Below are 26537 nucleotides of genomic sequence, written 5' to 3'. Positions count from 1 at the left end.
AGCGAGCGCGACACCGGTCCCGATGCACCCGGGCCGGTCCGGTCGTTGATCAGAAGACCGCCGGCCGCGCGAAAGAGGAAGCCATGTCGACACCTGTTCCCGGGGGAGCGCTCACGCTCGCCGACGATCTGACGCTGAGCCGGCTGGGCTACGGCGCGATGCAGCTGGCCGGGCCGGGGGTGTGGGGCCCGCCCCGGGACCCCGCCGAAGCGGTGGCCGTGCTGCGCGAGGCGGTGGACCGGGGTGTCACCCACATCGACACCAGCGACTACTACGGGCCGTACACGGTCAACGAGCTGATCCATGAGGCGCTGCACCCCTATCCGGCACAGCTGCGGATCGCGACGAAGGTCGGCGCGCGGCGCGGGCCGGACAAGTCCTGGCCGCAGGCGCTGTCGCGGAGCGAGCTGACCGAGGCCGTGCACGACAATCTGCGGCGGCTCGGCGTGGACGCGCTCGACGTGGTCAATCTGCGGGTCGGCGGCGTCGAGCGGCCGACGCCGGGCTCGCTCGCCGAGCCGTTCACCGTGCTCGCGGAGCTGCGCGAACAGGGCCTGATCCGGCATCTGGGCGTGAGCGGGGTGTCGCCGGAGCAGCTCACCGAGGCGCAGTCGATCGCGCCGGTGGTATGCGTGCAGAACCTCTACAACGTGGCCCGGCGCGACGACGACGAGCTGGTCGACCGCTGCGCGCGGGAGGGGGTGGCGTTCACGCCGTTCTTCCCGCTGGGCGGGTTCACCCCGCTGCAGTCGGGGGTGCTCGACGACGTCGCGGCCCGGCTGGGCGCGACGCCGCACCAGGTGGCGCTGGCCTGGCTGCTGCAGCGCTCCCCCACCATCCTGCTGATCCCGGGCACGTCGTCGCGGGAACACCTGCGCGAGAACATCGCGGCGGCCGACCTCGTGCTGCCCGCCGACGCGGTCGCCGAACTCGACGCCGTCGGCCGCTGAGCCCGGTGGGGCCACGCCAGGCCTGGCGTGGCCCCACCGGACGTCAGGCCTGGGCCGGGTAGTCCGTCGAGACGGTGACCTCGGCCCACTTCTCCGTCTCGGCGGCGCGGGCCGCCGCGGACTCGCGGGCCCGGCTCAGCGCGTCGGAGCCGAGCAGCAGCCGCAGCGGCGGATCGTCGGAGCCGGCGAGGTCGATGATCACCCTCGCGGCCCTCACCGGGTCGCCGGGTTCGACGTACTGCTCGCGAAACTTCAGCATCGCGCCGACGGACGGCTCGTAGTCGGGCCCCACCGGGGCCGCTAGCTGCGACGCCCCGCCACTCCATTTGGTGCGGAACCCGCCCGGCTCCACGATGGTGACCTTCACCCCGAACGGCCTGACCTCGTTGGCGAGCACCTCGGAGTAGCCCTCCACACCGAACTTCGCGGTCTGGTACGCCCCGAGCCCCGGCGTGCCGCCGACCCGCCCGCCGATGGACGAGAACTGGATGACGTGCCCGTGCCGCTGCGCCCGCAGCACCGGCAGCGCGGCCTTGGTGACGTTGACGACGCCGAACAGGTTCGTCTCGATCTGAGCGCGGAAGTCCTCGTCCGGCGTCTCCTCCAGCGACCCGGACACGGCGTAGCCGGCGTTGTTCACGACGATGTCGAGACTGCCGAACGCGTCGACGGTCGCCTGCACGGCGGCACGCGACGCCGCGGGGTCGGTGACGTCCAGGGCCACCGCACGGATCTGGTCGCCGTACTTGCGTACCAGGTCGTCGAGGGTTTCGGGTCGGCGGGCGGTGGCGACGACGTGGTCGCCGTGCTCCAGCACGGCCCGGGTGAGTTCGTAGCCGAAACCGCTGGAGGTTCCGGTGATGAGCCAGTTCTTCGCCATGAGTCCCCCTGTTGATCCCGTCAAGGCGGTGTCGCGGTCAGCGTGGGGCCGAGTCCACCCAGCTCGGGACGAGGCCGACGAGCAGGTCGACCAGGCCGTCGCGCGGGCACGGGTCGGCGTCGGTGAGCCAGTCCACGATCGCGGCCGCCAGGCCGTGGCCGAGGAACACGGCGGTCGTCGCCAGCTCGCCGGGCGGCCGCGTCGGCGCGAAACGCAGGCGCTGGAAGTAGTACCCGATGTTGTCGGCGAGCTGGCGCCCGAACCGGGCCGTCGCGGCCCCGCCGTCGGCCGAGCCGAACACGGCCAGCAGCTCGGTGCGCTGGCCCTCGACCTGGTCGAGGATGTGCCCGAGCACGATCCGGGAGGCGTCCCGGCCGGTGGCCGCGCCGATCAGCCGGACCTGCACGTCCTGCTCGGAGATGGCCCGCAGGGCCTGCTCCAGGACGTACACGGCCAGGCTGCCCGTGGTGTCGAAATGGGCGTAGAAGGAGGACCGGTTGAGGCCCGCCTCCGCCACGATCGCGCTCACCGACACCGGGGTCCCCGGGTGGCGGCCCGCGACGGCGGTGAACGCCTCAGCGAGCCGTGCCCTGGTACGTACGGCCCGGGGGTCGCGACTGTGCGCCTCCCCGGCCTTCACTCCCGTTCCCACCAGGCCAGACTAGCCAGGTCAACGGCACTTCGCCAACAAATGTCGGCGAACTTCTAGGCCACCTCGATGTGCACCGTGAGCGGAATGTTGACCGGGCTGTCCCGGACGAACAGCAGGCCGTACCAGCCGGTCCGGGGCGCGGTCGCCGCGAGCACCCCGTACAGCGGTCCGGCCGGGTCGATGTCCATGGTGCGGTCGGCCGTCGCCGCGGTCCTGGCCCAGCTCGCCGGCTCGCCGGTGCTGCCCAGCAGGTGCACCGAGCTGACCCCGCCGTTGACGGTGAACAGGTAGGTCGTTCCGGCCGTCAGGTGGACGTCACGGATGTCGACCTGCCAATCGGCGAACGCGGTGCCGACCGGCTGGGCGTAGCCGCTGGTGGTGGACAGGCTCGCCCGGCCCTGCACGAACTGGACCTGGTACTTGACCGGGCTGGTGTTGCCGGGGTGCCCGAAGACCCGGGCCGGGTAGGACCCGATCGGCAGCCGCCCCGAGTTGTTGTCGAACGCGACCCAGTCGACCCGCGTCGCCGAGCCGTCGGCGCTCGTCGCCAGCACGCACTTCGCCTGATCGTGGAAGACCAGGTCGGGGTTGTAGCCCTGCGAGCCGCGCACCGAGACCACCGACCAGTACGCACTGGCGGTGGTGACCCAGTAGGTGTTCAGGTTCCACCTGAGCACCGGACCCGTGTCGTAGAGGCTCTCCCCGGTCGGCGCCACGCACAGCGGTCCCGGCCCGGCGGCCCGCACCGGCCCGGCGGCTGTGCTCGCCAGCAGGCCCACCAGCACGGCGACACCCGCGATCCACCGTGTACGACGTAGCCGACCCGTCATGGCTGGTCCCCGTTCCCCGCACCGAAGTGGACGCACTCCATGGTCGGCGCACGCCCGGCGTACGCCATCCATCGGTCCGGTTGCGGACAGCCTCCGCGACGACCGCCCGCGTCGCAGGCCTCCACCGTGGAGGTCGGCCCGGACAGCGGGCGGCTACGGCATCGGCGGCGTGCGGTTCGGCAGGCTCACCAGCGCAGGGTGAGGAGCCGATCGTAGAGCGGGTCCGGCAGGCGCGGGAGACACGACCGCGGCCGGCCCGGGACGAACCCCGGACCGGCCGCGGCGTACGGCTCCCGTGTTACGGGGCCGGGTACTGCGTGACGTACACCGGCGAGCCGATGCGGGTCGTGTCAGCCGGGTCGCCGAGCCCGTTGACCACGTGGTCGATGGTGCCGGCGCTGAGGTTGACGGTCATCACGTGGTGCAGCTGCACACCGGGACGGTTCGGCACCTCGAAGCCGTTCTCGGTGTGGATGGACGGGTTGTTCTGGTTGAACACGTACACGCCGCCGCCGTAGAGGGTGTGCGTGCGCACGTGGTCCCCGACCTTGTAACCGGCGTAGCCCTCGACCGCGCCGTTCATCCAGTCGGCCTGCGTCGGCGGGTCGTACGGCAGCTCGTTCTGGTACAGGATGGTGCGGCCGTTCTCGCCGTTCCAGACGGTGTTGTACTTCTGGAAGTGCTCGACGAACAGCCCGTTGGCGTTGACGTTGTCACCGTTGACGACCGCCCCGTACCGACCGGTGTTGGTGTTCCACCGCTCGGTGTCGGTGAAGCCCTCCACGCCGTGGTCGCCGCGCCACACCCAGGTGTGGTCGATGAGCACGTTGTCGCTGTTGACCTCCAGCGCGATGTCGGCCTTGCCGACGTGCGGGCCGCCGACGCGGAAGTACACGTCGGACAGCGTGGTCGGGTTGCTCGCCTGCGACCAGCGCAGGAAGTTGTGCTTGCGGCCGACCCGCAGCAGCACCGGGGACTCCTTGAGACCCGCGTCGATCGTGACGCCGGCGATGATGACGCCGGGCACGTCGGCGACGTCGAGCGGCACCGAGCCGTTGACCGCGGTCAGCGTCGCCTGGCCCAGACCCAGCACCACGGTGTCGGGGCGCCAGACCTCGATGCTCCGGGCGATGTCGTACACACCCGGGGTGAGCAGCAGGTTCTTACCGAGCGCGAGCGCCACGTTGATCTTCGTGACGGAGTCGCCCGGCTTGGCCACGTAGAAGTCGCTCAGCGGCACGGTGCGGCCCGCGGTCAGGCCGTCCGCCCACGAGACGCCGCTGCTGTCGAACTTCGCCGACGGCACCCGCACCTGGTACTTGCCCTGCGCGTCCAGGAACAGGTACGGCTTCTCCCGGCTGACCGGGGTGGTGTCCAGCGTGGTGTACGGCGGGTTCGGGAACGCCTCGTCGGTCGGCGCGCCGACCACACCGGTGAACACCTGGTTCCACACGCCGTTGGACCAGCCGTCGACCTGGCTGTTACGGGTCAGCCACTGCTGCTGCGAGCCGCTGACGACGAACGGCAGCTTCGAGTCGGCGATGAAACCGCCGCTGGCGTACTGCGGTCCGGCCGTGCAGTAGTCCATCAGGGACAGGTTCGCACCGGTGATGTTGAGCCGGCGCATCGAGACCGCCTGCGACACACCCCAGAAGTTCGCCGAGCCACGGCAGCCGTCCTGGCCGGCGGAGTTGACATTGATCGTCAGGTTGGACAGGGTGCGCCAGAAGTTGACCAGGGCGAGGCAGTTGCTGGTGCCGCCGTCGGCCAGGCAGCGGTTGTAGACCTCGACCTTTCCGTTGATCACCACGTCGGTCGGCGACGCGCCCAGGCCCGCGATCTCGGTGTAGTAGCCCACCTTGATCTGGAGCGGCTGCTCAGCGGTGCCGTAGGTGCCCGGCTTGAACAGGAACGCGTACCGGTTGGCGCCCATCTCGTTGTCGACCTGTGCCGTGTGCGTCGCGTCCAGGGTGGCCTGGATCTGGCTGACCGGCATGCTCGGGTCGAAGACGGTGACGTTCGCCCCGAAGTTCGGCGCGCCGAGGGACGGCGGGGTCGCGGCGGCGGCCGGTGCGGTGCTGCCCGCGACCACGACGACCGCGGCGAGCGCCGTCGTCAGGCCGAGCGTCAGCTTCCGGCGTACGCCGTGGCGGCCCGGGGACGGCGCCGCCGTGGCACTGCCGGGACTCGTGCTCATCATTGCGTGCAGGTCCTCTCTGCTGGGACTGTTCGGCACGGGTGACAACGCTCTCGCCTTTGCGAGGTAGGCCCGACATGTAGATGCGAATGCCGGAGAGAGCGCTCTCCCGTGCCTGTCCCCCGGAGCGTAGCCGAGCGGACTCATTCTGGAAATCTCCGTTGTGGACGATGCAGCATCGACCGGATCGGGGTCGACAGCGCGCCGTTCCACGGTTCGCCGTCGATGCCCGGGTTCGTCCGCTCCGGCCCGGCGCGCTGTCGAGCGGCCGGAGCCGGAGCCGGAGCCGGAGCCGGAGCCGGACGGGTTACGGTTGCCGGATGCAGAAGCGCACGCTCGGCAGCAGCGGCCTGGAGGTCTCGGCCATCGGCCTGGGCTGCATGGGGATGAGCCAGAGCTACGGCCCCAACCCCGGCGACCGGCAGGACATGATCGCCCTGATCCGGACCGCCGTGGCGCGCGGCGTCACCTTCTTCGACACCGCGGAGGTGTACGGCCCGTTCGTCAACGAGGAGCTGGTCGGCGAGGCGCTGGCCCCGTTCCGCGGTGAGGTCGTCATCGCCACCAAGTTCGGCTTCGCCTTCGACGACAGCGGCCGCCAGACCGGGCTGTCCAGCCGGCCCGAGCACATCAGGCAGGTCGCCGACGCGTCGCTGCGGCGGCTGCGGGTCGACGCGATCGACCTGTTCTACCAGCACCGGGTCAACCCCGACGTGCCGATCGAGGACGTCGCCGGGGCTGTCGGCGAGCTGATCCGCGCAGGCAAGGTCAAGCACTTCGGGCTGTCCGAGGCGGGTGCGCAGACGATCCGCCGGGCGCACGCCGTGCAGCCGGTCACCGCGCTGCAGAGCGAGTACTCGCTGTGGACGCGCGGGCCGGAGGCCGAGATCCTGCCCACGCTCGCCGAGCTGGGCATCGGGTTCGTGCCGTTCAGCCCGCTCGGCAAGGGTTTCCTCACCGGGACGATCGACCAGAGCACCGAGTTCACCGACTCGGACATCCGGGCCGGCATCCCACGCTTCTCGGCGGAGAACCGCGAGGCCAACCAGGCCCTGGTCGACCTGCTCGCGACGATCGCCGCAGGCAAGGGCGCGACGTCCGCGCAGATCGCGCTGGCCTGGCTGCTCGCGCAGCAGCCCTGGATCGTGCCGATCCCCGGCACCCGCCGGGCCGAGCGCCTCGCCGAGAACACCGGCGCCGCCGACATCGTGCTGACCGCTGCCGAGCTCGCCGAGATCGAGCAGGCCGTCCAGCAGATCGAGGTGGTCGGGGCCCGCTACCCCGAGCACATGGAACGCATGACGGGCCTCTGAACCGGTCGGCTCGGGCGGCGGTCAACGGCAGTACTGGGCGTGCAGTTCGGCGTAGGGGCGGTGTACCTGCGGGAAGCGGCGGCTGCCACCCATCGGGATCTCGGCGCAGCAGTGCGCGTCCGGGGTCTTCGCGCGGTGCGCCGGGCAGTCCTCGGCCAGCTCGCGGATCTGCTCGGCGCGCAGCTCGTAGGCCTCCCGGCTGCCGGTCAGCACCAGTGTGTCGGCGGCGATCGACCACAGCAGGTGGTCACGGTATTCCTGGTGCCAGGTCCGGCGATGGTCGGCGACCGGGCGGCTCGGCCACGTCCCGGCCGGCAGGGTGACGGTGTGCGGCCTGCCCGCGCCGAGCCGGGCGCGGACCTCCTTCCACCGCGAGGGCGGGAACGCCAGGCTGTGGTGCAGCAGCACCAGGTCGAGCGGGCGGCCCCACCAGCTGCAGGGATCAACTGCGGCCGACGCCCGCAACGGCAGGTGGACGATGGTGTGCGGGGACCGGGCGGCCAGTCCCCAGGCCAGCGCGAACATCGCCGCCGAATGCTTGTCCACGCAGAACTGCGCGCCGAGGCGGCCCTCGCGAAGAGCGGCGAACACCGGCGGCCGGGCGGGGCGGACGACCCGATAGCGGTGATCCCCGAGCCGGACCGTGCTCACCAGCACCGGCCACGCACGCCCGGCCAGGCGTGTCACCACGTCGTCACCACCGTCCACCCTGCTCCGCTCGACTTCGCACGGCAGGGATCATCGGTGGCGCGGGCCGCCCGCGGCAATCGACTTTCTGCACGTCGAGCTGGTCAAGCACCGCCACACTTCCGAATGAAGTGTGTATGCCCGATATCGACTTTATGCAGGGATACCCCATAGATTTCGGGTATGGCTACTGAGATGCAGCTCCGCAAATTGGACAAGGCCTTCGGCCACCTCGACGCCGACCGCAGCGGCTACGTCGAGCAGCAGGACCTCAACAATCTCGGGGTACGCCTGCTGGCGGAATTCGGCACCGCGCACGACGCGCCGAAGGCGCAGCGGATCGCCGAGGACTTCGCCACCTTCTGGCAGGAGCTGGCCAAGGCCCTCGACGTCGACCACGACCAGAAGCTCAGCCCGCAGGAGTGGCGTCAGGGATTCACCGAGGCGTTCGTGCACGGCGACGCCTTCGACCGCAGCTTCCGTCCCGGCGCGCTGGCCGTGCTGCACCTGGCCGACACCGACGACGACGGGCGGGTCAGCCGGGACGAGTTCGCCACCATGCAGCGGGCCTTCGGCACGCCGGTCGGCGAGATCAACCTGGCATTCGACAAACTCGACGCCGACGAGGACGGCTACCTCACCATCGAGGAGCTCATGCTCGGCGTACGCCAGTTCTACATCGGCGCCGACGAGACCGCCCCGGGCAACTGGTTCTTCGGCCGGGTCTGACCCGAAGCACGCCTGCCGCGGCATCGACGCACCGATGCCGCGGCAGGCCCTCGTGTTTCAGGGTTCCGGCAGGTCAGACCTGGTCGAGGAGCATCCCGGACGGGCCGTAGCCGACCTTCCAGTCGTCGTAGACGCCGATCTCGGCACAGGCCTGGCAGCGCAGTGCGACGTAGATCCAGCGGACGTCGTCCGTCTCGTCGTCCTCGTACAGGGAGAAGCCGACCGCCGCGGTGAACTCCTCGTGCCCGCACGTGCAGCCGCAGACCTCGACCTCGCCCTCGTCGTCCCAGAAGTCCTCGCTGTCGGCGATGAACCCGTGCACGCCGCAGGCCAGGCAGGTGCGGCGTACCGAACCCTCCTCCTCGGCCATGACGGTGACCGAGAACGCCCGCCCACCGCACGCCTTGCACACGCATTCGCGCACCTCGTGCACGGGGTAGGCGTCGTCCTCCGGGCGTAGCAGGAACTCCTGAAGCTCTTCGTACGCGGACGTGTGCGCCGCGGTCCCGGCGGACCCGCTCATGTTGCCTCCCAGTGCCGCGAACGCGCCGGCCGCGTCCCCGCGGCATCATGCCCTCGCCCACCGACAGCACCACCAGGCCCCTGCGGTGCCGCCCGATCCCGACCGGTGATAACGGACCGTCGCGCACGGACGCGAACGTTCCGTTTGATCGCATCCGTCAGCCGTCGGCGGCCCCACCACGGTCGCCCCGGCGCGGGCCGGTGCGGTTGCCGCCGTACAGCGGCTCGTGCTCCATGAGCGCCAATCGTAGGAGCGGCCGGGGTCACGTGCCGCCCCGCGAATCCCGCAGCACCACTGAGGCTCACCGTTTGCGCAGGTCGCGCGCGTGCGCCCAGGACATGCGCAGCTTCGCGGGGCTGCCGTTCAGCCGTCCGGGCACACCGCCCGGTTCGCCCGCGTACGCCCTCTCGACCGGGCTGGCGCCGTGCCCGACGTAGAACGCCTGCGCGGCGGTGTTCTGCTCCAGGACCCACAGGTACAGCGCGCCGGTCGTGCCGTGCCCGGCCACGGTCTGCGCCGCGCGCGTGATCAGGGCCGAGCCGATCCCACCGCGCCGCAGGGCATCCGTGACGTGCAGGTTGTCGATGAACGACCCCCAGCGGGCGTCGTCGTCGAGCACGACGTGCACGAACCCGACGGGCTCACCGTCGACGTCGGCCACGATGGTGACCTGGTCCGGCTTCGGCGAACCCAGGCGTCCCGCCCAGACCGCCAGCCGGTCTGCCACGACATCACCGTCGAGGAACGCGTCGGCGAACGCGCCCCGGTAGTGGCGGCGCCAGCTGTCGGCGTGCAGTGTCGCGACAGCCTGCGCGTCAGCGGCCGACGCCGCCCGCAAAGTCACTGATCCCATCCGACCGCTCCCCCGATGAAGGCCGCCGCCCATGCTACGGCGACCTGTGCCGCCTCGTCTGGCATGGTGGTGCGGTGCTGATCTACAAGATCCTGCTGCCGTCGGAGTGGGCGGCGTTCGAACGGGCCGGGCGGTTCGACGGCTCGCCGTTCGACCACGAGTCCGGGTTCATCCACCTGTCCTCCCGCGAACAGGTCGCCGCCACCGCGTCGCGGGTGTTCGGCAACGAGCCGGAGCTCGTCGTGGTGGCGGTCGACGCGCAGGCGGTCGACGATTCGCTGCGCTGGGAGGAGTCCCGCGACCGGGGCTTGTTCCCGCACGTGTACGGGCCGCTGCCACGCAGCGCCGTGGTGGCCGTGCACCGCGTCGCCGGAGCGGCGGCCGTCGACGAAGCCTTGCCGCGGTAGGGCCCGTCAGACGCCCTCGAACAGGAAACGGTCGAGGGCGCCGGCACCGGGAAGGTCCGTCGGGGTCAGGCGCCGAACCGCGCCGCGGAAGCCCCGCAGCTCCAGCCAGCTCCCGGGCGCGGCATCGGCGAGGTCGCGCAGGAGATCGTCCAGCCGGAAGCGCGGGTACACCTTGAAGGTGCGGTCGCGGACGGCACGCGGCCCCTGGACGTCGAAGCGCAGGTCGACGACGGGACGGGGCTCGCGCGCCCAATCGGAGTACGGCAACGCACCGTGCCCGCGGATGCGCGCGTCGACGAAGCCCTCCGTGTCGGCGTCGCCGATCTCGCAGTCGTGGATCGGGAACGCGGTGGCGACCCGGTACCTGATCGCCGGGTACGCGGCCGCGGCCCCGCCCAGCGCCGGTGAGCACACCAGCGCGTGGCTGAACGGTCCGACCGGGCGGGCCAGCGCGATCTTGTGGTGCGACCGTCCGTCGAAAGCCAGGTCACGCCTGGTCACGATGGTCTCCAGGAACGCCGCGACCAGGTCCGCGCAATGCGACGACTCGCGGACGTTGAAACCGACCGCGCGACGGCCGCCGTCACTCAGGACCAGGTAGTGGTGGAAGCTCCCGTGGGGCGCGTCGGGCCAGACATTCGCGTGGCAGACGACGTCCGCGAAGCCGTCCACCGGCAGGTACTGCGGCCGGGCCAGCCCGAAGGCGGGCTTGGTCTGCGCGTCGGCGATGGTGTCCACGACGAGCGCGTCCGGGTCACCGGCAGGTGCGGGCGGGCCGGGGACCTCCACGAAACCCTTGCGCAGCCGCTCTCTGATCTTCTTCTCGGTGTGCGTCCGCGCATGCTGCTCGTCCAGGGCCACGGTCGTCGACCCGGTGGGCCGTCCGCCCTCGCGGCCCCAGCTGAGGAAGCAACGGATGCCCTCTTGCCGGATCTGCCAGAACTCACGCTCGTCGCCTTCGCCGCGTTCGAAACGCCGCCAGTCTGCCATCGGCGTCAGCCCGGACCCGGGCGCGAGGAGCCGGTCTCGTCGAGCAGCGCGGCCAGGTCGTCCGGGGCACGCATGCGCCACGCGTCGGTGACCAGTTCGGTGAGCCGGTCGACGTCCACCCGGGGCAGCCGCAGCATCACCAGCGGGAACCCGTCGTAACCGGGCGTGGTGAAGAACAGTTCGGGCTCGCCGAGCAGCAGGGCCTGCTTCTCCGACTCGTCACCGACGTACAGCACCGCGATGTCGGTGCGGATGACCCGCGGCCTGCCCGGCCGGCGCTCGGGGTAGGACCAGACGAACCCCTTGTTCGCGACCCGGAAGTCGAAGCCCTCGCTGTCGATCTCGGTCACCTCGGGCAGGGCGAGCGCCAGCCGGCGTACGTCGTCCGCGTCAGCCACCGATCCGCCTTCCCGCCGCCGTCACCATGCGCACAGGCTAACTCTGCGGCGTGGTCAGCGCGTCCACGAGGTGGGCCGCCCACCTCCGGTAGCCGGCCGCGCCCGGGTGGAAGCCGTCCTCGGCGAACAGGCCGGGTTCGTCGATGCGCGGGCTGGGCACGTGCACCGCCGACGGCGTGCTCGCGGCCGCGTGGGCGAGGCGGCGGTCGAGGTGCCGGGCGTGCAATGCCAGCAGGGTGCGGGTCGGCTGGGGCAGCGTCGGGAACCCGGCGACGTCCGGCACGCCCGCGAGCACGATACGACCACCGGCGCGCAGGTACGGCCGCAGCGCGGCGAGCAGCGCCGTGATGTCGTTCTGCCAGGCTCGGGCCGAGCGCATCTCCAGCATGTCGTTGACGCCGAGCACCACCACGACGACGTCGTAGGTCTCCTCCGGCAGTTGCGGCACCAGCCGGGCCAGCGTCTTGCGGGCGCTGAACCCGGTGTGCGCGGTGACCCGCCAGGTCACGGGACGGCCACTGTGCCGGGCTAGGCCGCTCGCGATCGCAGGGCCCAGCCCGTCGGCCTGGCTGGGGACGCCGACCCCGGCGGCGGTCGACTCGCCGAGCACCAGCACGGCGAGCGGCTCCGTGCCCGGATCGCCCTCGACGCCGTGGCGTTCCCCGGCGGCCTCCGGCAGCACGGGCGTCCGGCGGCGTACCCGGACACCCTGCGCGAGCAGGATCGGCGCGACGGCGAAGGCGAGCGGTCGGCTGGCGCGAACGGCGATCTGACCCATGATCGGGATGCTAGCCCGGCCCGTGTGCGGCTCCGCGGGCGCAGCCGCCCGAGGCGGGTGTCAGCGCAGGGTGCGGTCCAGGGTGTAGCGGCGCTGCAGCAGCATCGCGACGACCATCAGCACCGCCGGGACGACGCCGAAGCCGAGGCGGATCATCGTGTGCGCGGTCTCGGACTGCACGACCTCGGTGCCCGCGCTGCTGGCGGCGAACCCGCCGATGGCCAGGCAGGCCGCGTACACGTAGGGGCCCAGCGCGCCGCCGGTGGCCTCGGCCGCGGTCCACACGCCGGTGTAGGTCCCGGCGCGGGTGGTGCCGTCGGCGCCGCCGGCGCGGATCACGTCGGGCATCATCGAGAACGGCAGCAGCTGCATCGCGGCGAACGCGACGCCGAGCACCGCGACCGCGCCGATGAGCACGGGCAGGCCCGCGGCGCTGCCGAAGGCGAGCACGACCGAGCCGGCCACGAACGCGCCCTGGGCGATGAGCAGGCCGGGCTGCTTGCCGATACGGCGGGCGACGACGACCCAGACCGGGGTGGCGATCAGCGCCGGGGCGACGAACGCCGCGACGAGCACGGTGGTCAGGCCGGGGCGGCCGAGTTCGTACTCGGCGTAGTAGGGCACGGCGGCCAGCACCAGGTGGCTGGTGGTGGACATGGCCAGGTAGGAGCCGACGAGCCAGCGGAACTGCGGGTCGCGCAGGGCGGCCAGCAGCGTGCGCAGACCTGCCTTGCCGTGGCCGCCGAGGTTCACCGGGCTCGGGGCCGCCGCGGTCAGCCGCCGCACGCCGCCGATGCCGATCAGCATGGTGACCAGCATCGACGCGCCAAGCACCAGGCCCATCAGGGCGTATCCGGACCGGGTCGGGTCCTCCTTGCCCGCGATCATCGGCGCGAGCACGCCGCTGAGCAGGATGCCGACGGTGAGCACCACCATCCGGAAGCCCATCAGGCGGGTGCGCTCGTGGTAGCCGATGGACAGGTCGGCGGGCGTGGACAGGTAGGGCACCTGGTACGCGGCGAACAGCAGGTTCCCCGCGATGAAGGCGACGGCGACCCAGGCGGCGGCGGAGTTGCCGATCAGGCTGCCGGGCACCAGGAACAGGGCGGCGAAGGCCAGCGGCAGGCCGCAGCCGAGCATCATCAGGATGCGGCGGTGGCCGCGGCGGGCCAGGTCGGCGTCGGAGAGGTGGCCGACCCACGGGTGCAGCAGCACGTCGGCGATCTTGGGCAGTAGCAGCACGAATCCGGCGGCCAGCGGCGCGACGGCGAGCACGTCGGTGAGGAAGTAGAGCAGCAGCAGGCCGGGTACGGTGACCCAGGTGCCCATGCCCAGAGACCCGCTCGCGAAGGCCAGCATGCCGCCGCGGGGCAGCCGCGCTGCCTCGTCCATACCTTCTCCTCGCCCGTTCGCGGGTGTAATCCAACGTTTGCTGGATAGTAGGGCACGATGGAGCGCATGACTACACCCCGACGGGGACCGGGCCGCCCCCGGCGCGCGGACCAGCGCGCCACCCCCGACGTGATCATCGAGGCGGCGGCGGGGCTGTTCGCGCGGCGCGGCTTCGACGCGGTCGGCATGCGCGAGGTCGCGGCGGCCTGCGGGGTGGACGTCGCCACCGTGCACCACCACATGGGCACCAAGGCCGCGCTGTACGAGTGCTGCTTCGCGCGGGTGTTCGCAGCCGAGAGCGAGGCGCTGACCAGGGCCGTCGCCACCGCCCGGGAAGGACTCGCGGCAGGACCCGGCCCGGCGATGGCCGCGCTGCACGAGCTGGTCGACGTGTTCATCGACTTCCTCGAGGACCGTCCCGAGGTCACCGGACTGTGGCTGCGCCGCTGGCTGGAGCCGGACCGGCACGCCGAGCTGGATCAGCGCTACAGCGAGCCGCTGTACCGCGCCGTCGAGCAGGTGCTGGCCGAGGCCGACGCGGCCGGCGTGCTCAGCGAGCCGCAACCGCACCTGGCCGTACGCAGCCTGGTCTGGTCCGTGCACGCGCACGTGGTCGGCCTGCTGTCCGGCGCGAACGGAGCCCGCCAGCGCCGCGAGTTCCGCGCCTTCGCGCACCGCTGGCTGGACCGGATGTACCCGCCGCCCGCTTGACGCGGGGACCCCTCCCGACGCAATATCCATCAGACGTTGGATTTTGGGGAGGGTACGCATGACGCCACGTGTCGCCGTGATCGGCGCCGGCCCCGCCGGGCTGGCCACGCTCAAGGCACTGGCCGACCGCGGCGTGCCCGCCGTGGCCTTCGACGCCGCGGCGCAGGTCGGCGGCCTGTGGGTGTACGGAGCCCCGCACTCCTCGGCGTACCGCACGCTGCACCTGAACACCTCGCGGACCCGCACCGAGTTCGCCGACCTGCCCATGCCCGCCGACTGGCCCGACTACCCCGACCACGGCCGCATCGCCGGCTACCTGCACGACTACGCCCAGCGCTTCGGCCTGCTGGAGTCCGTGCGACTGCGGCACACGGTCACCGAGGTGGTCCGAGACGGCGACGGCTGGCGGGTCACCGCGCTCGGCCCCGACGGCACGACCACCGTGCACGTCGAGGCCGTCGTGGTCGCCAACGGGCACAACAGCCGCCCCAGACTGCCCTCCCCCGCCTACCCCGGCGAGTTGGGCGTGGAGCAGCTGCACAGCCACGACTACCGCGGCCCGGAGCAGCTCGCCGGGCGGCGGGTGCTGGTCGTCGGCGGCGGCAACTCGGCCATGGACATCGCCGTCGACGCCTCGTACGTCGCCCCGCGCACCGTGCTGTCGCTGCGCCGCGGCGTCTGGATCGTGCCCAAGCACCTGCTCGGCAGGCCGTCCGACACCCTCAACGGGGCCCTGGCCAAGCGCCTGCCGTGGCGGCTGCGCCAGCGCATCAGCCAGACCATGCTGCGCTTCGCCGTCGGCAAGCCCGCCGCCTACGGCCTGCCCGCCCCGGAGCACGGCTTCCTGCAGGACCACCCGACCCTGTCGGACTCGCTGCTGTCGCGCATCACCCACGGCGAGATCGCCGTCCGGCCCGCGATCGCCCGCTTCGACGGCGACCGGGTCCACTTCGCCGACGGCACGGCCGACGAGATCGACCTGGTCGTCTGGTGCACCGGCTACGACATCGACCTGCCGTTCCTCGACCCGGCGCTGCTCGGCGACGGCGCGGACCGGCTGCCGCTGTTCCGGCACGTGTTCCACCAGCAGGCCCCCGGGCTGATGTTCGTCGGCCTGATGCAGTCCACCGGCTCCGCGCTGCCCGTCGTCGAGGCCCAGGCCCGGCTGGTCGCAGCCCACCTGGCCGGGCAGTACGCGCTGCCCGACGCCGCCGGGCAGGCCGCCGACATCGCCGCCGAACACCGCGCCGCCCGCGACCGATGGGCCGAGCGCCGCCCCGCCATGCGCATCGACTTCGACGCCTACCTCGCGCTCGCCGCGAAGGAGCTGACCGACGGCGCGGCCCGCGCCCGCCGCGGCCAGGGCGTCACCTGGACCGGCAAGGCCACCGCCCGATGAGCCCCGTCGGCGGCGACAGCAGGGAGAACGACCGATGAGGACCCTCGACGGCAAGCGTGTCATCGTCACCGGCGCGAACGGCACCTTCGGCCGCCTGCTGTGCGCGCGGCTGGAACTGGCCGGAGCCCGCGTCGTCGGCCTCGACCTGCGCGCGGACACCGTCGGCGCGACCCCCGTCATCGCCTGCGACCTGACCGACGGCGGCGCGGTGCCCGGCGCGGTCGCGCAGGCCGTGGACACCCTCGGCGGGCTCGACCTGCTGATCAACAACGCCGGGGTCGGCGGCCCAGCCCCCGCCGAGCTGCCGCCCGGCGACGCGGCCCGCCGCCAGCTCGAGGTCAACCTGATCGCCGCCTGGCACACCACCGCCGCGGCCGTGCCCGCGCTGGAGCGCAGCCGGGGGCGCATCGTGTTCGTGTCCAGCCGGATGGCCCTGCTGCCGCTGCCGCTGGCCGCCGCGTACGGCGTCAGCAAGCGCGCCCTGGTCGCATACGCCGACGCGCTGCGCCTGGAAGTGGGCTCGCACATCGGCGTCAGCGTCGTGTACCCGAGCATGGTCGCGTCCCCGATCCACGACGCCTCCGCCGAGGCCGGCCTGTCCCTGCAGGGCGTCTCCCGGTACGAGCCCGCCGAGGGCGTCGTCGCCGCGATCCTCGGCGCGGCCACCGCCCGCAAGGCCCCGCGCGACGTCGCGACCACCGGCCGCGGCCGCGTCGAGCTGTTCCTGGCCCGCCACCTGCCCTCGCTCGCGGCCGCGATCGTGCGCCGCACCATCACCGCCCGCCTCGCCGCCGGCGACCTCGACCAGGCCCCCCTCGCCGCCGGCATGCGCCGCCGCGCCGGCCGCTGACCCGCCCCGGCCGTCTCCCTCACCGCAACTCTTAGAAAGTCGCGCCTTCCGGCAAGCCCGTGGGCCGCAACTCCGTAAGAGTTGCGGCCCACGGGAGACGGCCGCCGGAGGCGGGTCAGAGCCCCGCGTGGAGGGCGGTCATCAGGGTGCCGGTGGCGGTGTCTCCGGACATCTCCCAGATCATGCCGCCGAGCAGGTTCTTCTGCTTGATCCAGGCGGTCTTCTGGCCGATCGACCAGGCGTCGTCGAAGCTCCACCACTGCCCGCCCGCGCCGGTGTAGCAGTAACTGGAGACCGACTGCACGTCGTGGTACACCGTGCAGCCCGGCACACCCGCCAGCAGGTTGGCGTACCCCCTGGTCCCGGCCTCCTCGGCGAACTGGCCCGGGGCCGCGCCGGTCGAGGTCTGCCACTCGCCGTTGACGCCGCCCGCGGCCACGCCCTGCCAGCCGCGCCCGTAGAACGCGACCCCGATGGTGAGCCGCCGCGGGCTGACCCCGGCGTCCAGATAGGTCTGGATCGCCTTGTTCACGCTGAACTCGAACGGGTACGGGTCCTGGGCATCGCTGTACAGGTTGGCCTGGTGCCCGGTGCGGTTCGGCTCCCACGAGTTGTCCGAGCCCGAGCCGTGGAAGTCGTAGCCCTGCACGTTGGCGAAGTCCATGTAGTTGAACACGCCGTTCGGCCCGATGTCCCAGCCGGCCGCGATCTTCGCCGGGTCGGCCGGGGTGAACGCCGTGATCAGGTAGCGCTTGCCGGTGGTCGCCGTGAGCGCGTCGAGCTGGCGGCGGAACTCGGCGGTCAGCGCCGTGTTGTTGGCCTTGTCCGCAGGGCTGACGTGGTTGCCCGGGTGGCCTTCCGAACCCGGCCACTCCCAGTCGAGGTCGATGCCGTCGAAGATGTTCGCGGCGCTGCCCGGCCCGCCCGCCCCGTTGTAGGTGGGCAGGTTGCCCTTGATGTAGATGTCGATGCAGGACCGTACGAACTTCTCCCGCGACGCGGGTGTGGCCGCGACGTCGGAGAAGTACTTCGAGTAGGTCCAGCCGCCCAGGGAGATGAGCACCTTCAGGTTCGTGTGCTTGGCCTTGAGCTTGCGCAGCTGGTTGAAGTTGCCGCGCAGCGGCTCCCAGCCGGTGTCGGCGACCCCGTCGACGGACTGCGACGCGGCCATCGGGCGGCCGTAGTCGGCGTCCGCGTCACCGGCGCCCGTACCCTGGTCAGGGTCCTGCGGGTTGGTGGTGGTGCCCCGGGTGACGCCCTGCAGGCAGGTCAGGTTGACCGGGTCGATGTTGGCGAAGGCGTAGTTGAGGTGGGTCAGCTTGGCCGCCGCGCCGCTGGTGTCCAGGTTGCGGACGAAGTACTGGCGGCCGTAGATGCCCCACTGCACGAAGTAGCCGACCTTCGCGTAGCTGCCCGCGCCGACGACGTCGTCCGTGGTCACGGCGACGGCGCCGGATGCGGCCGAGGCGTTGTCGTAGGTGTCGCGGGCCTTGACCGTGAAGGTGTAGGCCGTCATCGGCGACAGCCCGCCGACCACCGCGGACAGGCCGGTGACGCTGGCCCGCAGGGTCGTGCCGGTGTACACGTCGTAGCCGGCGATGCCGTTGGCGTCGGTCGCCGCGTTCCAGGCGAGGGTGACCGAGGTGGCCGACTTCGCGGTCGAGCGCAGGTTGCCGGGCGCGGTCGGCGGGGTGGTGTCGTTGGCCGGGTTCAGCGTCGTGGCGCTGACCGGCGCGCTGACCGCCGACAGGTTGCCGCGGGTGTCGCGGGCCCGGACGGTGAACGTGTACCCGGTGTTCGGGGTCAGCCCCGTGACGACCGCGCCGGCGGTGGTGCTCGTGGCCACGACCGTGCTGCCGGACAGCACGTCGTAGCCGACGATCGGGAAGTCCGTCACCGCGGCCGCGGTCCAGGCCAGCGAGACGGTGCGGGTGGTGCGGCCGGTGACGGTCACGCCGGTGGGCGTGCCCGGGACGCGGTCGGCGCTGCCGTCGCACTTGTTGCCGTTGATCCGGCAGTTCAGCGGGGCCGCGCCGGAGCCGTACGCGATGAACCAGGGGCTGTAGGGCTCGGTGCTCGCCCCGGCTGCGACCGTGCCGTTGTAATGGGCGTTGACGACGGTGACATGGCTACCGGCCTGGCTGGCCGTGCCGTTGTAGAAGTTGCTCATGGTGACCCCGGCCGGCAGGTCGAACTCCAGGGTCCAGCCGGTGATCGCCGCGCCGGTGGGGTTCGCGACGACGAACTTGTCCATGAACCACGAACCGTTGTTGGTGCTGGAGAACGTGGCGGTGAGCCCGGCCGCGGCCACCGCGGCGCCGGGCAGCGCCAGGGCGGTGGTCACGGTCACGGCGAGGATCGCGGCAAGAGAGCGGATCTTGCGCATGTGCCCTCCTGTTATTAGGAAACTTTCCTAATACTGGGCCTGCGCGTCCCGCGCGGTCAATGCCAGATTTGCATTTCTCGATGGGTTTGGGTAGCCGGCCCTCGCTTTCACAGCACGACGGCTACCTGAGTTTGCTGTCCAGCCGCGGCCGCCCCGTTCCCTCGACCTCGGTGCACCGGAACCGCACGGTCGCGCCCGCGGCGACCCGGGTGGCGACACTGTCGAGCATTCCCATGGGCCACAGGATGCCCGCCCGCATCGGGCGCGGGCCACCGAATTGGCTCCACCGCTCGGACGTGGCGGTGCACGCCATGTCGATCCATCGAAGTGTGTGCGCGGCGCGGCTGGAGACGGGCTTGACCCGCGCCTACGGTGACGCCACCCCTGTCACCGGAAGGAGTCGGCCATGTCACGACGTGCCCGAGCCTGCTTCGCGGCCATCGCCGCGCTGCTGGTCGTTCTCGGATCCGCCGCACCTGCCGCCGCCGCGACGCCCTACACGGTGCCGCCCGTCGCCGGCACCCTGAAGACCTACAACATCTCCGGCGTGTACGTCGCCGGCGTCTCCTCCGGCGGATACATGGCCACCCAGCTGCACGTGGCCTACTCCGGCCGGATCAAGGGCGCGGCCGTGTTCGCCGCCGGGCCTTACTACTGCGCGCAGTACAACGCGAGCCGGGCGCTCTACGCGTGCGGCGACAACCTCTGGTCGACGCAGCTGGGCAGCCTGGAGTCGTACACCTCGCTGTGGTCGGGCTACGGCTGGATCGACCCGCCGTCGCAGCTGTCCGGCGACCCGGTGTACGTCTTCCACGGCAACAACGACAGCACGGTGAAGAAGTCGGTCACCGACGACCTGGTCGGCTACTACCAGCACTTCGGCGCGAGTGTGCAGTACAACTCGACCGGCTCCGCCGGGCACGCCTGGGTCACGCCGTACGGCACGGGCGGCTGCACCGCCACCGCGTCGCCGTTTCTCAACGACTGCGGCACCGACCCGCAGAACGCCATGTTCGCCAAGCTCTACGGCTCGGTGAGCGCCCGCAACACCGGCCCGCTCACCGGCTCGCTGATCCGCTTCGACCAGAACACGTTCGCGGTCAACGGCTTCGCGGCCGGGCTGAGCATGGGCGGCAGCGGCTTCGCGTACGTGCCGAGCAGTTGCGCGGCCGGTCAGAGCTGCCGCCTGCTGGTGGCCCTGCACGGCTGCTCGCAGGGCTACGACGCGGTCGGCACGGCGTTCGTCGACCGCGCCAACCTGAACCAGTACGCCGACACCAACAAGACCGTCATCCTGTACCCCCAGGCCACCGCCTCCGGCGTCAACCCGTACGGCTGCTGGGACTGGTGGGGCTACCTCGGCTACACCAACTACCCCATCAAAGGCGGCCTGCAACTGGAAACCATCATGAATATGATCCGCCGCCTCGACGGCTGACCGCCGCCCCCACCCCCCACGCCTCGCGCAGCTCTTAAAGAGTCGCGGCAAGGGAGGGTGGGGTCAGGTGAGCAGGACGCGGAGGAGGAGGGCGGCTTCGGGGTCGATGAGGGTGCGCATGTCGATGAGGGCCTGATCGGCGCCGCCGGCCACACCCATGAACTTGCGCAGGTGCTGGAGGCGGCCGCGGGCCTCCTGGGCGGCGTGGTCGTCGCGGTCGGCCAGGCGCAGCAGGCCCGCCTCGACCCGGGCGACGCCGCGGACCACGACCAGGGCCGGGTGGTCGGGCAGGGTGACCCGGTCGAAGTTGACGCCGCGGAAGTCGACGTCGTCGAAGGCGGTCACGCCGCGCATGTCGACGTCCTGCATCGGGTTGGGGCCGAGGTCGCGCTCGGGTTCGAGCACGCGGCCGTCGAACACGACCTCGCGCAGCACCCCGGCGAACCGGCAGCGGACCAGGCTGGCCTGCCAGAAGTTGGTGCATTCGAGCTGGGCGTGGGCGAAGTCCACGTCGGTGAACGCGGCGACGCCGCAGCCCAGCCGGGACAGGTCTGCGTGCCGGAAGTCGACGGTGCGCAGCCGGTTGCCGCGACCGGCGTACCAGCCGCCGACCGAGGAGCGCGCCAGGTCCGCGGCGAGAAACGAGGTGTCGGTGACGTCGGTGGCCCACATCCGCAGGCCGACGCAGTGCGCGCCGTCGAACAGGCTGTTGTCGATGACGCAGCCGAACAGCCGCAGCCGGGGCAGGTGCGCGCCGCGCAGGTCGAGGTCGACCAGGCGGGCCCGCTGGAACTCCAGCGTCGCCGCGACGTCGGAGAACTCGAAGGTGAACGACATCCCGCCGGCCTGCCGGGTGGTGCCGTCGGGCTCGGAGGCGCGCGGTTCGGGCGCGCCGAGTCCGCGCAGGTCCCAGCGGCCGTCGATACGGTCCAGGGCCAGGCCGTCGAGGCGTTCTCCCGCGCGCAGCCGCCGGATGACCTCGGACTGCAACTCCGGCCCGCCGGACACGAGCCAGCGCTCGACGAGCGCCTCATCGTTGAGCATGGGGGACCCCTCGTATCGACAACGCCGCATGACGAGCCGCTCGGGGCGCAGCTCAACGGGTCGTTGGCGATCAAAAGTAGGACGCCGGGCTCGGCAACTCAACAGGTGGCCGCCCGAGATGTCCGATAGGTCCGACCGCGTTACCGAACCTTGACCCGATGTCGGATCTTCACCGCAGCAGCGGCAGGTCGTCACCGAGCGTGATGCCGTCGAGCAGCGACCTGCCGAGTCCCGTGACCGAATGCATCATCGACGGGCCGGCGCGCCGCGAGGCGATCAGGTTCGCCGCGCGCAGCGCCGTGGCGTGCTGGCTCGCGCTCGGCGCGGACACGTTCACCCGCCGGGCCAGCCCGGTGGTGGTCACCGGCCCCGCCGCGACCGCTTCGAGCACCGCAGCCCGGGTCCGGCCGAGCAGCGCTGCCAGGGCAACCCGCGACGGGACGGCTGGGTCGACCCAGATCCGCGCCGCCTGCCGCAGGTCGCGCACCGCCGGATAGACCAGCACCCGGGTCCCCTGGTCCAGCGACGTGTAGAGGTGCGGCGTGGGCCAGCAGAAGGCCGACGGCGCCAGCAGCAGGCTGCCGCCGTCCATGGCCACGTCACCGTCGCCGTGCGAGGGGATCTCCAGCACCGGAGCCTCCCACCGCACCAGCGGATGCAGCCGGCCCAGCGCCGCCCCGATGCCTTCGGCCAGCAGGACCCGCCCGAACTCGGCCTGCTCGCCGTCGGCGAGGCCGCCGACCCGGCCCACGGTGCCCGGCATCGCCGCCTGCTGCAGCTCCTGCATTGCCAGGACGAGATCGTGCCGGGCCTCGCGGTCGCCCTCGGCCAGGCTGCGCAGCCACGGCGGTGGTCGGCGCCCGCGCAACGGGGTGAGTGCCAGTTCGGCGTTCAGGTGCCGCTGCGACAGGCCGAGCAGGTTCTCGGCCGCCTCTTCGGCGCTCGCCTCGGCGCCGACCAGGGTGATCAGGTCGACCTGCATCTCCCGGTACGGGAACAGCCAGGATGCGGTGTGCGCGGCGCGCGGGGTCAGCCGGGCCTTCGCATCCGCCCGCCACCGCCCGTACAGGTGGCCGTCGTCGCGGGCCGCCATCGCGGGCGCGGCCAGCTGCGCCAGGGCCAGCGGCCCCAGCCGGACCACCCGGACCCGGGCGAGATCCTGCACGGTGAAATGGATCCGCAGCATGGTCAGGCCCTCCCGGCTGTCGCTCGGACCCGGACCGCGTCGAACCGGTGTCACCGCGATCGGCCCGTGTCCCGGCGCGCGGGATTGGCCTCCCCCGTTGCGGCCAAGCCCGCGAGGGTCGAGCGCCGCGGCGGGACCCGGCGGCGCCCGACCATGCGCCGGTACCCCGCAGGGGATGATGCTCGCCCGCGCCCGTTCGGTCGAGGCTATTCGGCCACCGCCGAAAGACCCTGCGTACGGGCGTGGGGACGCCGGCCGCAGCCGACGCCCCCACGGAAGTGCTCGCGATCAGCGGGCCTGGAGCGCGTCCAGCGCCACGGCCATCGCCACGACCAGGCGGCGGTCGATCGCCGGGTCGTGGATCTCGACCGTGTACTTGTCGCGGACCAGCGCGAACTTCTTCACCACGGAGAACACCGGCTGGCCGTCGCGCACGAAGTCGAAGTGGTAGGGCCAGAAGGTCAGGTCGGCGAAGCGGCGCAGCAGCGCGATCGGCAGGCTGCGCTCCTGGCCGGTGATACGCGCGCCGCCGGCGGGCTCAACGTGCCAGGTCGAGCGCAGCAGCGACTTCGCGAAGTCCTTCTTGAACAGACCGATCGGGGCGCCCTGGTCGTCGGTGACGTCGTAGGTCGCGCCGAGGTCGATCACGCTGCGGGCCTTGAACGCGGCGAACACGCCGGTCTTGCTGTCGTCGCGGTACAGCGTGACCTGCTCCTTGAAGGCCATGCGCTTCTGCTCGACGAACGCCAGCTGCTGGCCGGGGGTGCCGTCGGGCTGCACCGACGTGACCTCGTACCGATTGATCATCATGGTGAAGCGCTGCTTGATGAACAGCGTCTGCTGAGCCTGCAGGGTGGCCAGATCCACGAGGGGGGTGTCCTTCGTCCGGGGGTGAATGCGAAACATGAACTGTCCGCGAGGCGACAGTGTGCCACGGCGGCACGACACCTGCTGCACAGCCGGGTGCGCGCTCCGGCGCAGACACGGGTGGGGCGCGGCCGTGACCACGCCCCACCTGCCCCGTTGCGTCGTCAGCCGTGCTGCACGGGCAGTTCCTGGCGGCCACCCGGGGTGACGGCGACGATCTTCGTGATCTCGGCGAAGCCGTACGACTCCTGGCCCGTCGCCGCCAGCAGATACCACTCGCCGTCGACCTGCGCCTCGCGCACCACCCCGCCCGGGAAGTGGACCTCGACCCGGGTGACGCCCACCGGCGCGCGCCCGAAGGTGTACGCGGCCGCGGGCTCGGACCCGTACGCCGACGAGGCGTTGCTCAACCGGCCCGGCGGAAACGACGGCCGCATCGCCGTCGTCAGGTCGGACACGCCGACCTGCACCGAGTGCTGTTCGGCGCCCAGCCAGCACGCCGTGCTGCCGCGGTCGTCGGCGTACAGCAGCAGCCGCAGCTGACCCGGGACCGGCTCCGCCTCGAAGCGCAGCGGCGGCAGCTCCGTCAGCCCCGCCCCGGCCAGCTCCCCGGCGGCGTAGTCCGCGCAGCGTCCCTGCGCCGTCGTCGCGCTGCTGCTGGGCCGGGGCGGCTTGCCCGGCGGGAGCGCCGACTCCGTGGGCGCCGCCGGCTCCACGGGCAGCGGCGCGCCACCCAGCAGCAACCACGCCGCGCCAAGGACGATCACCATGACTCCGACGGCCACTGCCGTCGTCGCCAACAGCAGCGGGCCCGGCCGCCGCCGCGGTCGCGCACCGGTCACCCGGGCCAGCGGCACGGCCAGATGCGTATCCCGGTGCGCCTCGCGGATCAGGTCGGCCAGCCGGTCGTCGTCGAGTTCGGTCATCACAGCTCCTCCCGGACCAGCGAGCCGTCGCCCGTCGCGACGGCGAGTCGGGTGCGCAGGGTCGCCAGCGCACGGTGCAGGTGGACGTGCACGGTGGCCGCGCCGATGTGCAGCGTCCGCGCCGTCTCCTCGGCCGACAGGTCGGCCAGCAGCCGCAGCGCCACCACCTGCCGCTGGCGGGTGGGCAGTGCCATCACCAGGGCGCGCAGCCGCGCGTCGAGCCCGCCCGGATCGCGGTCGGCGGCGCCGCAGACGTCCGGCGGATCACCGAGCAGCTCCCGGCGCAGCCGCCGCCACCAGGACCGCTGCTCGTTCAGCGCGGTACGCAGCACCCAGGCCGTCGGGTTGGGATGCGCCCGCACCGCATCCCAGCGGGCGTACGCCCTGGTGAACGCTTCCGCGACGGCGTCCTCGGCACCGGGCTGCCCGCGCGTGGCGACCAGCAGCGCCCGGTAGACGGCGTCCTTGCGCGCCGCGTAGAACTCGCCGAAATCGTCCATCGACACCACCTGTGGCCGGGGAAGGGAACTCTCGCATGGACTACGCGCGGCACCCCGCCCGGCCTTTACCGCCGGATCTCGCCGCAGGACTGCGGGGACGCGGCCTGGATGCGACACTTGCCCGCTGAGATCAGCGGGGAGGGGTCGAGTGCGCGACGAGATCCTGCGCGGGGTGGCGATGAACGCCGGAGCGCCTGTCGACGTCCTGCTGCGGCTGCTGGCCGTCGAGGCGCACGCCTGCTGGGACGCCCTGTGCACGGAGCGCGACCTGCCCACGGAACTCGTCGACGCCATCCTGGCCCACCCGGACCACCAGGTGCGCAGGCGCATCGCGGGCAACCCCCATCTCGACCCGGCACAGCGGGCGCGCCTCATCGACGACCCGGACCCGAAGACCGCCGCCGCCGCCCTGCTCCGCGGGCCCCGGCAGTGGCCTGCGGGGACAAGCCCGCGCCCGCTGCCCGACGACGTGCTCCGACGGCTGCTCGCCTCACCCCCGCCGATAATGACGTACCGGGACGTGCTCGAAGAGCTGACCTTCACCCATTTCGGCCGGCTGGCGTGCGAGATCGCGGCCACCCACCCGCTGCCCGAGGTCCGCGCCGAAGCCTGCGACCACCGCCGAGCGCTGTCCGGCGAGCAGTGGCTGGCCCTACAACGCGATCCCGACCCGCAGGTGCGTGCGGCCGCTGCCGAGGCTGTCGCCTACGACGCCGTCGTGATCGAACCCGCCGACCTGCCGCCGTATCGCGGCCACTACCACTGGCTGCTGCTGCAGACCCGGCGGCTCTCGCGAGCGGCGCTGGACCAGCTGACCGCGGACTTGGACAATCTCGCGTTTCTTTCGTACAACCCCTACCTGCCGCCGGATCTGGTGGAGGCCCTGGTGTCCCACCCGGACGCAGGGATTCGAGGCACCGCCACCAGGCGTGACGATTTGACCGCTGACCAGTTGGCGCGGCTGGCCGTCGACGTGGACGCGTCGGTGCGGATCGCCGTGTCGACCCACCGCGGCCTCACCGAGTCCCAGCGCGCGGCGATCGCCGTCGAGCGCTGGCCCCGCGACTCGTTCGACCGGCTCAAGCCGGGGCTGATGCCGGAACTCGCGGTCAGCATCGCCGACGCGTACTCGGTGAATCCGCTGCTGCGCCGCAGCGCCGCACGGGAGCCCCGGCTGCCGCAGGCCGTCGCGCAACGACTGGCCGAAGACCCGGATCCGGGGGTACGGGTTCGGCTCGCGCTCTGCCACCCGGCTCCGCCACCCGCCCTGCTGCTGCGCTGCTACCTCGAGTACGACGGGCCGGACCGGTTGCACCTGACGACGCTGCCCGGCTTCCCCGTCACCGGTCTCGCCCGTCTCGCCCGCGACCCGGACCCTGCGGTGCGCCTGTTGGCGCTGCTCGACCCCGAGGTGCCCGAAGACGTGGTCGACGGGTTCCTGACCGATCCGGACCATCAGGTGGCGACGGCCGCGATCCTCCATCCGCGACTGCCCGCCGACCGCCTGCGCGAGCTGCTGGACACCGAGCGGGCACCGCTCGCCGCCGCGAATCCCACACTCGACGCCGCCACCCTGCACGAGCTGCTGGACGCGGCGGGAATCCCCGGGGCGACGCGTTGAGCACGGTCGGCCGAGCACGGAACGGAGGTG

Annotated in this window: 26 protein-coding genes; 9 read left to right on the top strand and 17 right to left on the bottom strand. The window is 72.1% G+C overall.

Going from position 1 to position 26537, the window contains the following annotated elements:
* The first annotated feature begins 83 nt into the window (after positions 1–83).
* Positions 84–950 carry an oxidoreductase gene (locus tag F6W97_RS18420; RefSeq protein WP_155371592.1) on the top strand — a complete coding sequence of 289 codons (867 nt, stop codon included), beginning with the start codon at positions 84–86 and terminating at the stop codon, positions 948–950.
* A 43-nt stretch (positions 951–993) separates the two neighbouring features.
* On the opposite strand, the gene F6W97_RS18415 is transcribed toward F6W97_RS18420, so the two are convergent.
* The 4 genes from F6W97_RS18415 to F6W97_RS18400 all read right to left on the bottom strand — a co-directional run bounded on the left by F6W97_RS18415 (position 994) and on the right by F6W97_RS18400 (position 5509).
* Positions 994–1830, bottom strand: a complete 837-nt coding sequence (locus F6W97_RS18415) for an oxidoreductase (RefSeq protein WP_155371591.1) — start codon at positions 1828–1830, stop codon at positions 994–996.
* A gap of 37 nt (positions 1831–1867) precedes the next feature.
* A complete protein-coding gene (locus tag F6W97_RS18410; protein ID WP_196279216.1) occupies positions 1868–2482 on the bottom strand; it encodes a TetR/AcrR family transcriptional regulator in 615 nt (204 codons plus the stop codon).
* Positions 2483–2535: 53 nt separating this feature from the next.
* On the bottom strand, positions 2536–3312 hold the full coding sequence (locus F6W97_RS18405; protein ID WP_155371589.1) for a hypothetical protein: 777 nt from the start codon (positions 3310–3312) through the stop codon (positions 2536–2538).
* A 298-nt stretch (positions 3313–3610) separates the two neighbouring features.
* A complete protein-coding gene (locus F6W97_RS18400) occupies positions 3611–5509 on the bottom strand; it encodes an adenylyl cyclase (protein ID WP_230686785.1) in 1899 nt (632 codons plus the stop codon).
* Between the two features lie 320 nt (positions 5510–5829).
* Here F6W97_RS18400 and F6W97_RS18395 point away from each other — a divergent pair, with 320 nt between their 5' ends.
* Positions 5830–6822, top strand: a complete 993-nt coding sequence (locus F6W97_RS18395; protein WP_155371588.1) for an aldo/keto reductase — start codon at positions 5830–5832, stop codon at positions 6820–6822.
* Positions 6823–6843: 21 nt separating this feature from the next.
* Here the strand turns inward: F6W97_RS18395 and F6W97_RS18390 are convergent, their stop codons facing one another.
* Entirely contained in the window at positions 6844–7512 is a 669-nt protein-coding gene (locus tag F6W97_RS18390; RefSeq protein ID WP_155371587.1) for a hypothetical protein, read from the bottom strand.
* A gap of 180 nt (positions 7513–7692) precedes the next feature.
* Here F6W97_RS18390 and F6W97_RS18385 point away from each other — a divergent pair, with 180 nt between their 5' ends.
* On the top strand, positions 7693–8238 hold the full coding sequence (locus F6W97_RS18385) for an EF-hand domain-containing protein (RefSeq protein WP_155371586.1): 546 nt from the start codon (positions 7693–7695) through the stop codon (positions 8236–8238).
* 73 nt (positions 8239–8311) lie between these two features.
* Here F6W97_RS18385 and F6W97_RS18380 read toward each other — a convergent pair whose 3' ends face one another.
* Positions 8312–8761 carry a ferredoxin reductase domain-containing protein gene (locus F6W97_RS18380; RefSeq protein ID WP_155371585.1) on the bottom strand — a complete coding sequence of 150 codons (450 nt, stop codon included), beginning with the start codon at positions 8759–8761 and terminating at the stop codon, positions 8312–8314.
* Positions 8762–9062: 301 nt separating this feature from the next.
* Positions 9063–9614 carry a GNAT family N-acetyltransferase gene (locus F6W97_RS18375; RefSeq protein WP_155371584.1) on the bottom strand — a complete coding sequence of 184 codons (552 nt, stop codon included), beginning with the start codon at positions 9612–9614 and terminating at the stop codon, positions 9063–9065.
* A gap of 74 nt (positions 9615–9688) precedes the next feature.
* On the opposite strand from F6W97_RS18375, the gene F6W97_RS18370 reads away from it, so the two are divergent.
* Positions 9689–10021 carry a DUF952 domain-containing protein gene (locus F6W97_RS18370; RefSeq protein WP_196279215.1) on the top strand — a complete coding sequence of 111 codons (333 nt, stop codon included), beginning with the start codon at positions 9689–9691 and terminating at the stop codon, positions 10019–10021.
* A gap of 6 nt (positions 10022–10027) precedes the next feature.
* Here the strand turns inward: F6W97_RS18370 and F6W97_RS18365 are convergent, their stop codons facing one another.
* From F6W97_RS18365 to F6W97_RS18350, 4 genes are read right to left on the bottom strand one after another with little or no spacing between them, the layout of a single operon-like run.
* Positions 10028–11011: a WGR domain-containing protein gene (locus tag F6W97_RS18365; protein WP_155371583.1), complete on the bottom strand. Its 984-nt coding sequence runs from the start codon at positions 11009–11011 to the stop codon at positions 10028–10030.
* A gap of 5 nt (positions 11012–11016) precedes the next feature.
* The gene (locus F6W97_RS18360) at positions 11017–11409 is read right to left on the bottom strand and encodes an MmcQ/YjbR family DNA-binding protein (protein WP_155371582.1); all 393 of its coding nucleotides are present in this window, start codon (positions 11407–11409) and stop codon (positions 11017–11019) included.
* Between the two features lie 37 nt (positions 11410–11446).
* Positions 11447–12187 (bottom strand): SGNH/GDSL hydrolase family protein, encoded by a 741-nt coding sequence (locus F6W97_RS18355; RefSeq protein ID WP_155371581.1) that lies wholly within the window; start codon positions 12185–12187, stop codon positions 11447–11449.
* A gap of 60 nt (positions 12188–12247) precedes the next feature.
* Positions 12248–13579, bottom strand: a complete 1332-nt coding sequence (locus tag F6W97_RS18350; RefSeq protein ID WP_155371580.1) for an MFS transporter — start codon at positions 13577–13579, stop codon at positions 12248–12250.
* A 66-nt stretch (positions 13580–13645) separates the two neighbouring features.
* Between F6W97_RS18350 and F6W97_RS18345 the strand changes: the two genes are divergently transcribed.
* From F6W97_RS18345 to F6W97_RS18335, 3 genes are read left to right on the top strand one after another with little or no spacing between them, the layout of a single operon-like run.
* The gene (locus F6W97_RS18345) at positions 13646–14290 is read left to right on the top strand and encodes a TetR/AcrR family transcriptional regulator (protein ID WP_155371579.1); all 645 of its coding nucleotides are present in this window, start codon (positions 13646–13648) and stop codon (positions 14288–14290) included.
* A 58-nt stretch (positions 14291–14348) separates the two neighbouring features.
* Positions 14349–15689 carry a flavin-containing monooxygenase gene (locus tag F6W97_RS18340; RefSeq protein ID WP_155371578.1) on the top strand — a complete coding sequence of 447 codons (1341 nt, stop codon included), beginning with the start codon at positions 14349–14351 and terminating at the stop codon, positions 15687–15689.
* 34 nt (positions 15690–15723) lie between these two features.
* Positions 15724–16539, top strand: coding sequence for an SDR family NAD(P)-dependent oxidoreductase (locus F6W97_RS18335; protein ID WP_155371577.1), 816 nt, complete (start codon positions 15724–15726; stop codon positions 16537–16539).
* A 115-nt stretch (positions 16540–16654) separates the two neighbouring features.
* On the opposite strand, the gene F6W97_RS18330 is transcribed toward F6W97_RS18335, so the two are convergent.
* Positions 16655–18925, bottom strand: coding sequence for a glycosyl hydrolase family 18 protein (locus F6W97_RS18330; RefSeq protein ID WP_155371576.1), 2271 nt, complete (start codon positions 18923–18925; stop codon positions 16655–16657).
* Positions 18926–19331: 406 nt separating this feature from the next.
* On the opposite strand from F6W97_RS18330, the gene F6W97_RS18325 reads away from it, so the two are divergent.
* Entirely contained in the window at positions 19332–20363 is a 1032-nt protein-coding gene (locus tag F6W97_RS18325; protein WP_155371575.1) for an extracellular catalytic domain type 2 short-chain-length polyhydroxyalkanoate depolymerase, read from the top strand.
* Between the two features lie 63 nt (positions 20364–20426).
* Here the strand turns inward: F6W97_RS18325 and F6W97_RS18320 are convergent, their stop codons facing one another.
* From F6W97_RS18320 to F6W97_RS40160, 5 genes are all read right to left on the bottom strand, one after another.
* A complete protein-coding gene (locus tag F6W97_RS18320) occupies positions 20427–21407 on the bottom strand; it encodes a pentapeptide repeat-containing protein (RefSeq protein ID WP_196279214.1) in 981 nt (326 codons plus the stop codon).
* A gap of 169 nt (positions 21408–21576) precedes the next feature.
* A complete protein-coding gene (locus tag F6W97_RS18315) occupies positions 21577–22593 on the bottom strand; it encodes an ArsR/SmtB family transcription factor (protein ID WP_155371573.1) in 1017 nt (338 codons plus the stop codon).
* 288 nt (positions 22594–22881) lie between these two features.
* On the bottom strand, positions 22882–23499 hold the full coding sequence (locus F6W97_RS18310; RefSeq protein WP_155371572.1) for an LURP-one-related/scramblase family protein: 618 nt from the start codon (positions 23497–23499) through the stop codon (positions 22882–22884).
* Positions 23500–23624: 125 nt separating this feature from the next.
* Positions 23625–24386, bottom strand: a complete 762-nt coding sequence (locus F6W97_RS18305; RefSeq protein ID WP_155371571.1) for a hypothetical protein — start codon at positions 24384–24386, stop codon at positions 23625–23627.
* Entirely contained in the window at positions 24386–24886 is a 501-nt protein-coding gene (locus F6W97_RS40160) for a sigma-70 family RNA polymerase sigma factor (RefSeq protein ID WP_196279213.1), read from the bottom strand. The genes F6W97_RS18305 and F6W97_RS40160 overlap by 1 nt, the downstream gene beginning before the upstream one ends.
* A 148-nt stretch (positions 24887–25034) precedes the next feature.
* On the opposite strand from F6W97_RS40160, the gene F6W97_RS18295 reads away from it, so the two are divergent.
* Positions 25035–26507 carry a translation initiation factor 2 gene (locus F6W97_RS18295; RefSeq protein ID WP_196279212.1) on the top strand — a complete coding sequence of 491 codons (1473 nt, stop codon included), beginning with the start codon at positions 25035–25037 and terminating at the stop codon, positions 26505–26507.
* Positions 26508–26537 lie beyond the last annotated feature (30 nt).

This window comes from Catellatospora vulcania (assembly GCF_009720385.1).
GTDB lineage: Bacteria > Actinomycetota > Actinomycetes > Mycobacteriales > Micromonosporaceae > Catellatospora > Catellatospora vulcania.
The sequence above is the reverse complement of the archived record's forward strand: the minus strand, read 5'-3'. Positions and strand labels throughout refer to the sequence as shown.

What these genes read in the sequence shown, in the direction of transcription:
- F6W97_RS18420 (WP_155371592.1), top strand. Translation starts at nt 84, where the DNA reads ATGTCGACACCTGTTCCCGGGGGAGCGCTCACGCTCGCCGACGATCTG.
- F6W97_RS18415 (WP_155371591.1), bottom strand. Translation starts at nt 1,830, where the DNA reads ATGGCGAAGAACTGGCTCATCACCGGAACCTCCAGCGGTTTCGGCTAC.
- F6W97_RS18405 (WP_155371589.1), bottom strand. Translation starts at nt 3,312, where the DNA reads ATGACGGGTCGGCTACGTCGTACACGGTGGATCGCGGGTGTCGCCGTG.
- F6W97_RS18400 (WP_230686785.1), bottom strand. Translation starts at nt 5,509, where the DNA reads ATGAGCACGAGTCCCGGCAGTGCCACGGCGGCGCCGTCCCCGGGCCGC.
- F6W97_RS18395 (WP_155371588.1), top strand. Translation starts at nt 5,830, where the DNA reads ATGCAGAAGCGCACGCTCGGCAGCAGCGGCCTGGAGGTCTCGGCCATC.
- F6W97_RS18385 (WP_155371586.1), top strand. Translation starts at nt 7,693, where the DNA reads ATGGCTACTGAGATGCAGCTCCGCAAATTGGACAAGGCCTTCGGCCAC.
- F6W97_RS18380 (WP_155371585.1), bottom strand. Translation starts at nt 8,761, where the DNA reads ATGAGCGGGTCCGCCGGGACCGCGGCGCACACGTCCGCGTACGAAGAG.
- F6W97_RS18375 (WP_155371584.1), bottom strand. Translation starts at nt 9,614, where the DNA reads ATGGGATCAGTGACTTTGCGGGCGGCGTCGGCCGCTGACGCGCAGGCT.
- F6W97_RS18365 (WP_155371583.1), bottom strand. Translation starts at nt 11,011, where the DNA reads ATGGCAGACTGGCGGCGTTTCGAACGCGGCGAAGGCGACGAGCGTGAG.
- F6W97_RS18355 (WP_155371581.1), bottom strand. Translation starts at nt 12,187, where the DNA reads ATGGGTCAGATCGCCGTTCGCGCCAGCCGACCGCTCGCCTTCGCCGTC.
- F6W97_RS18350 (WP_155371580.1), bottom strand. Translation starts at nt 13,579, where the DNA reads ATGGACGAGGCAGCGCGGCTGCCCCGCGGCGGCATGCTGGCCTTCGCG.
- F6W97_RS18345 (WP_155371579.1), top strand. Translation starts at nt 13,646, where the DNA reads ATGACTACACCCCGACGGGGACCGGGCCGCCCCCGGCGCGCGGACCAG.
- F6W97_RS18340 (WP_155371578.1), top strand. Translation starts at nt 14,349, where the DNA reads ATGACGCCACGTGTCGCCGTGATCGGCGCCGGCCCCGCCGGGCTGGCC.
- F6W97_RS18335 (WP_155371577.1), top strand. Translation starts at nt 15,724, where the DNA reads ATGAGGACCCTCGACGGCAAGCGTGTCATCGTCACCGGCGCGAACGGC.
- F6W97_RS18330 (WP_155371576.1), bottom strand. Translation starts at nt 18,925, where the DNA reads ATGCGCAAGATCCGCTCTCTTGCCGCGATCCTCGCCGTGACCGTGACC.
- F6W97_RS18325 (WP_155371575.1), top strand. Translation starts at nt 19,332, where the DNA reads ATGTCACGACGTGCCCGAGCCTGCTTCGCGGCCATCGCCGCGCTGCTG.
- F6W97_RS18320 (WP_196279214.1), bottom strand. Translation starts at nt 21,407, where the DNA reads ATGCTCAACGATGAGGCGCTCGTCGAGCGCTGGCTCGTGTCCGGCGGG.
- F6W97_RS18315 (WP_155371573.1), bottom strand. Translation starts at nt 22,593, where the DNA reads ATGCTGCGGATCCATTTCACCGTGCAGGATCTCGCCCGGGTCCGGGTG.
- F6W97_RS18310 (WP_155371572.1), bottom strand. Translation starts at nt 23,499, where the DNA reads ATGTTTCGCATTCACCCCCGGACGAAGGACACCCCCCTCGTGGATCTG.
- F6W97_RS18305 (WP_155371571.1), bottom strand. Translation starts at nt 24,386, where the DNA reads ATGACCGAACTCGACGACGACCGGCTGGCCGACCTGATCCGCGAGGCG.
- F6W97_RS40160 (WP_196279213.1), bottom strand. Translation starts at nt 24,886, where the DNA reads ATGGACGATTTCGGCGAGTTCTACGCGGCGCGCAAGGACGCCGTCTAC.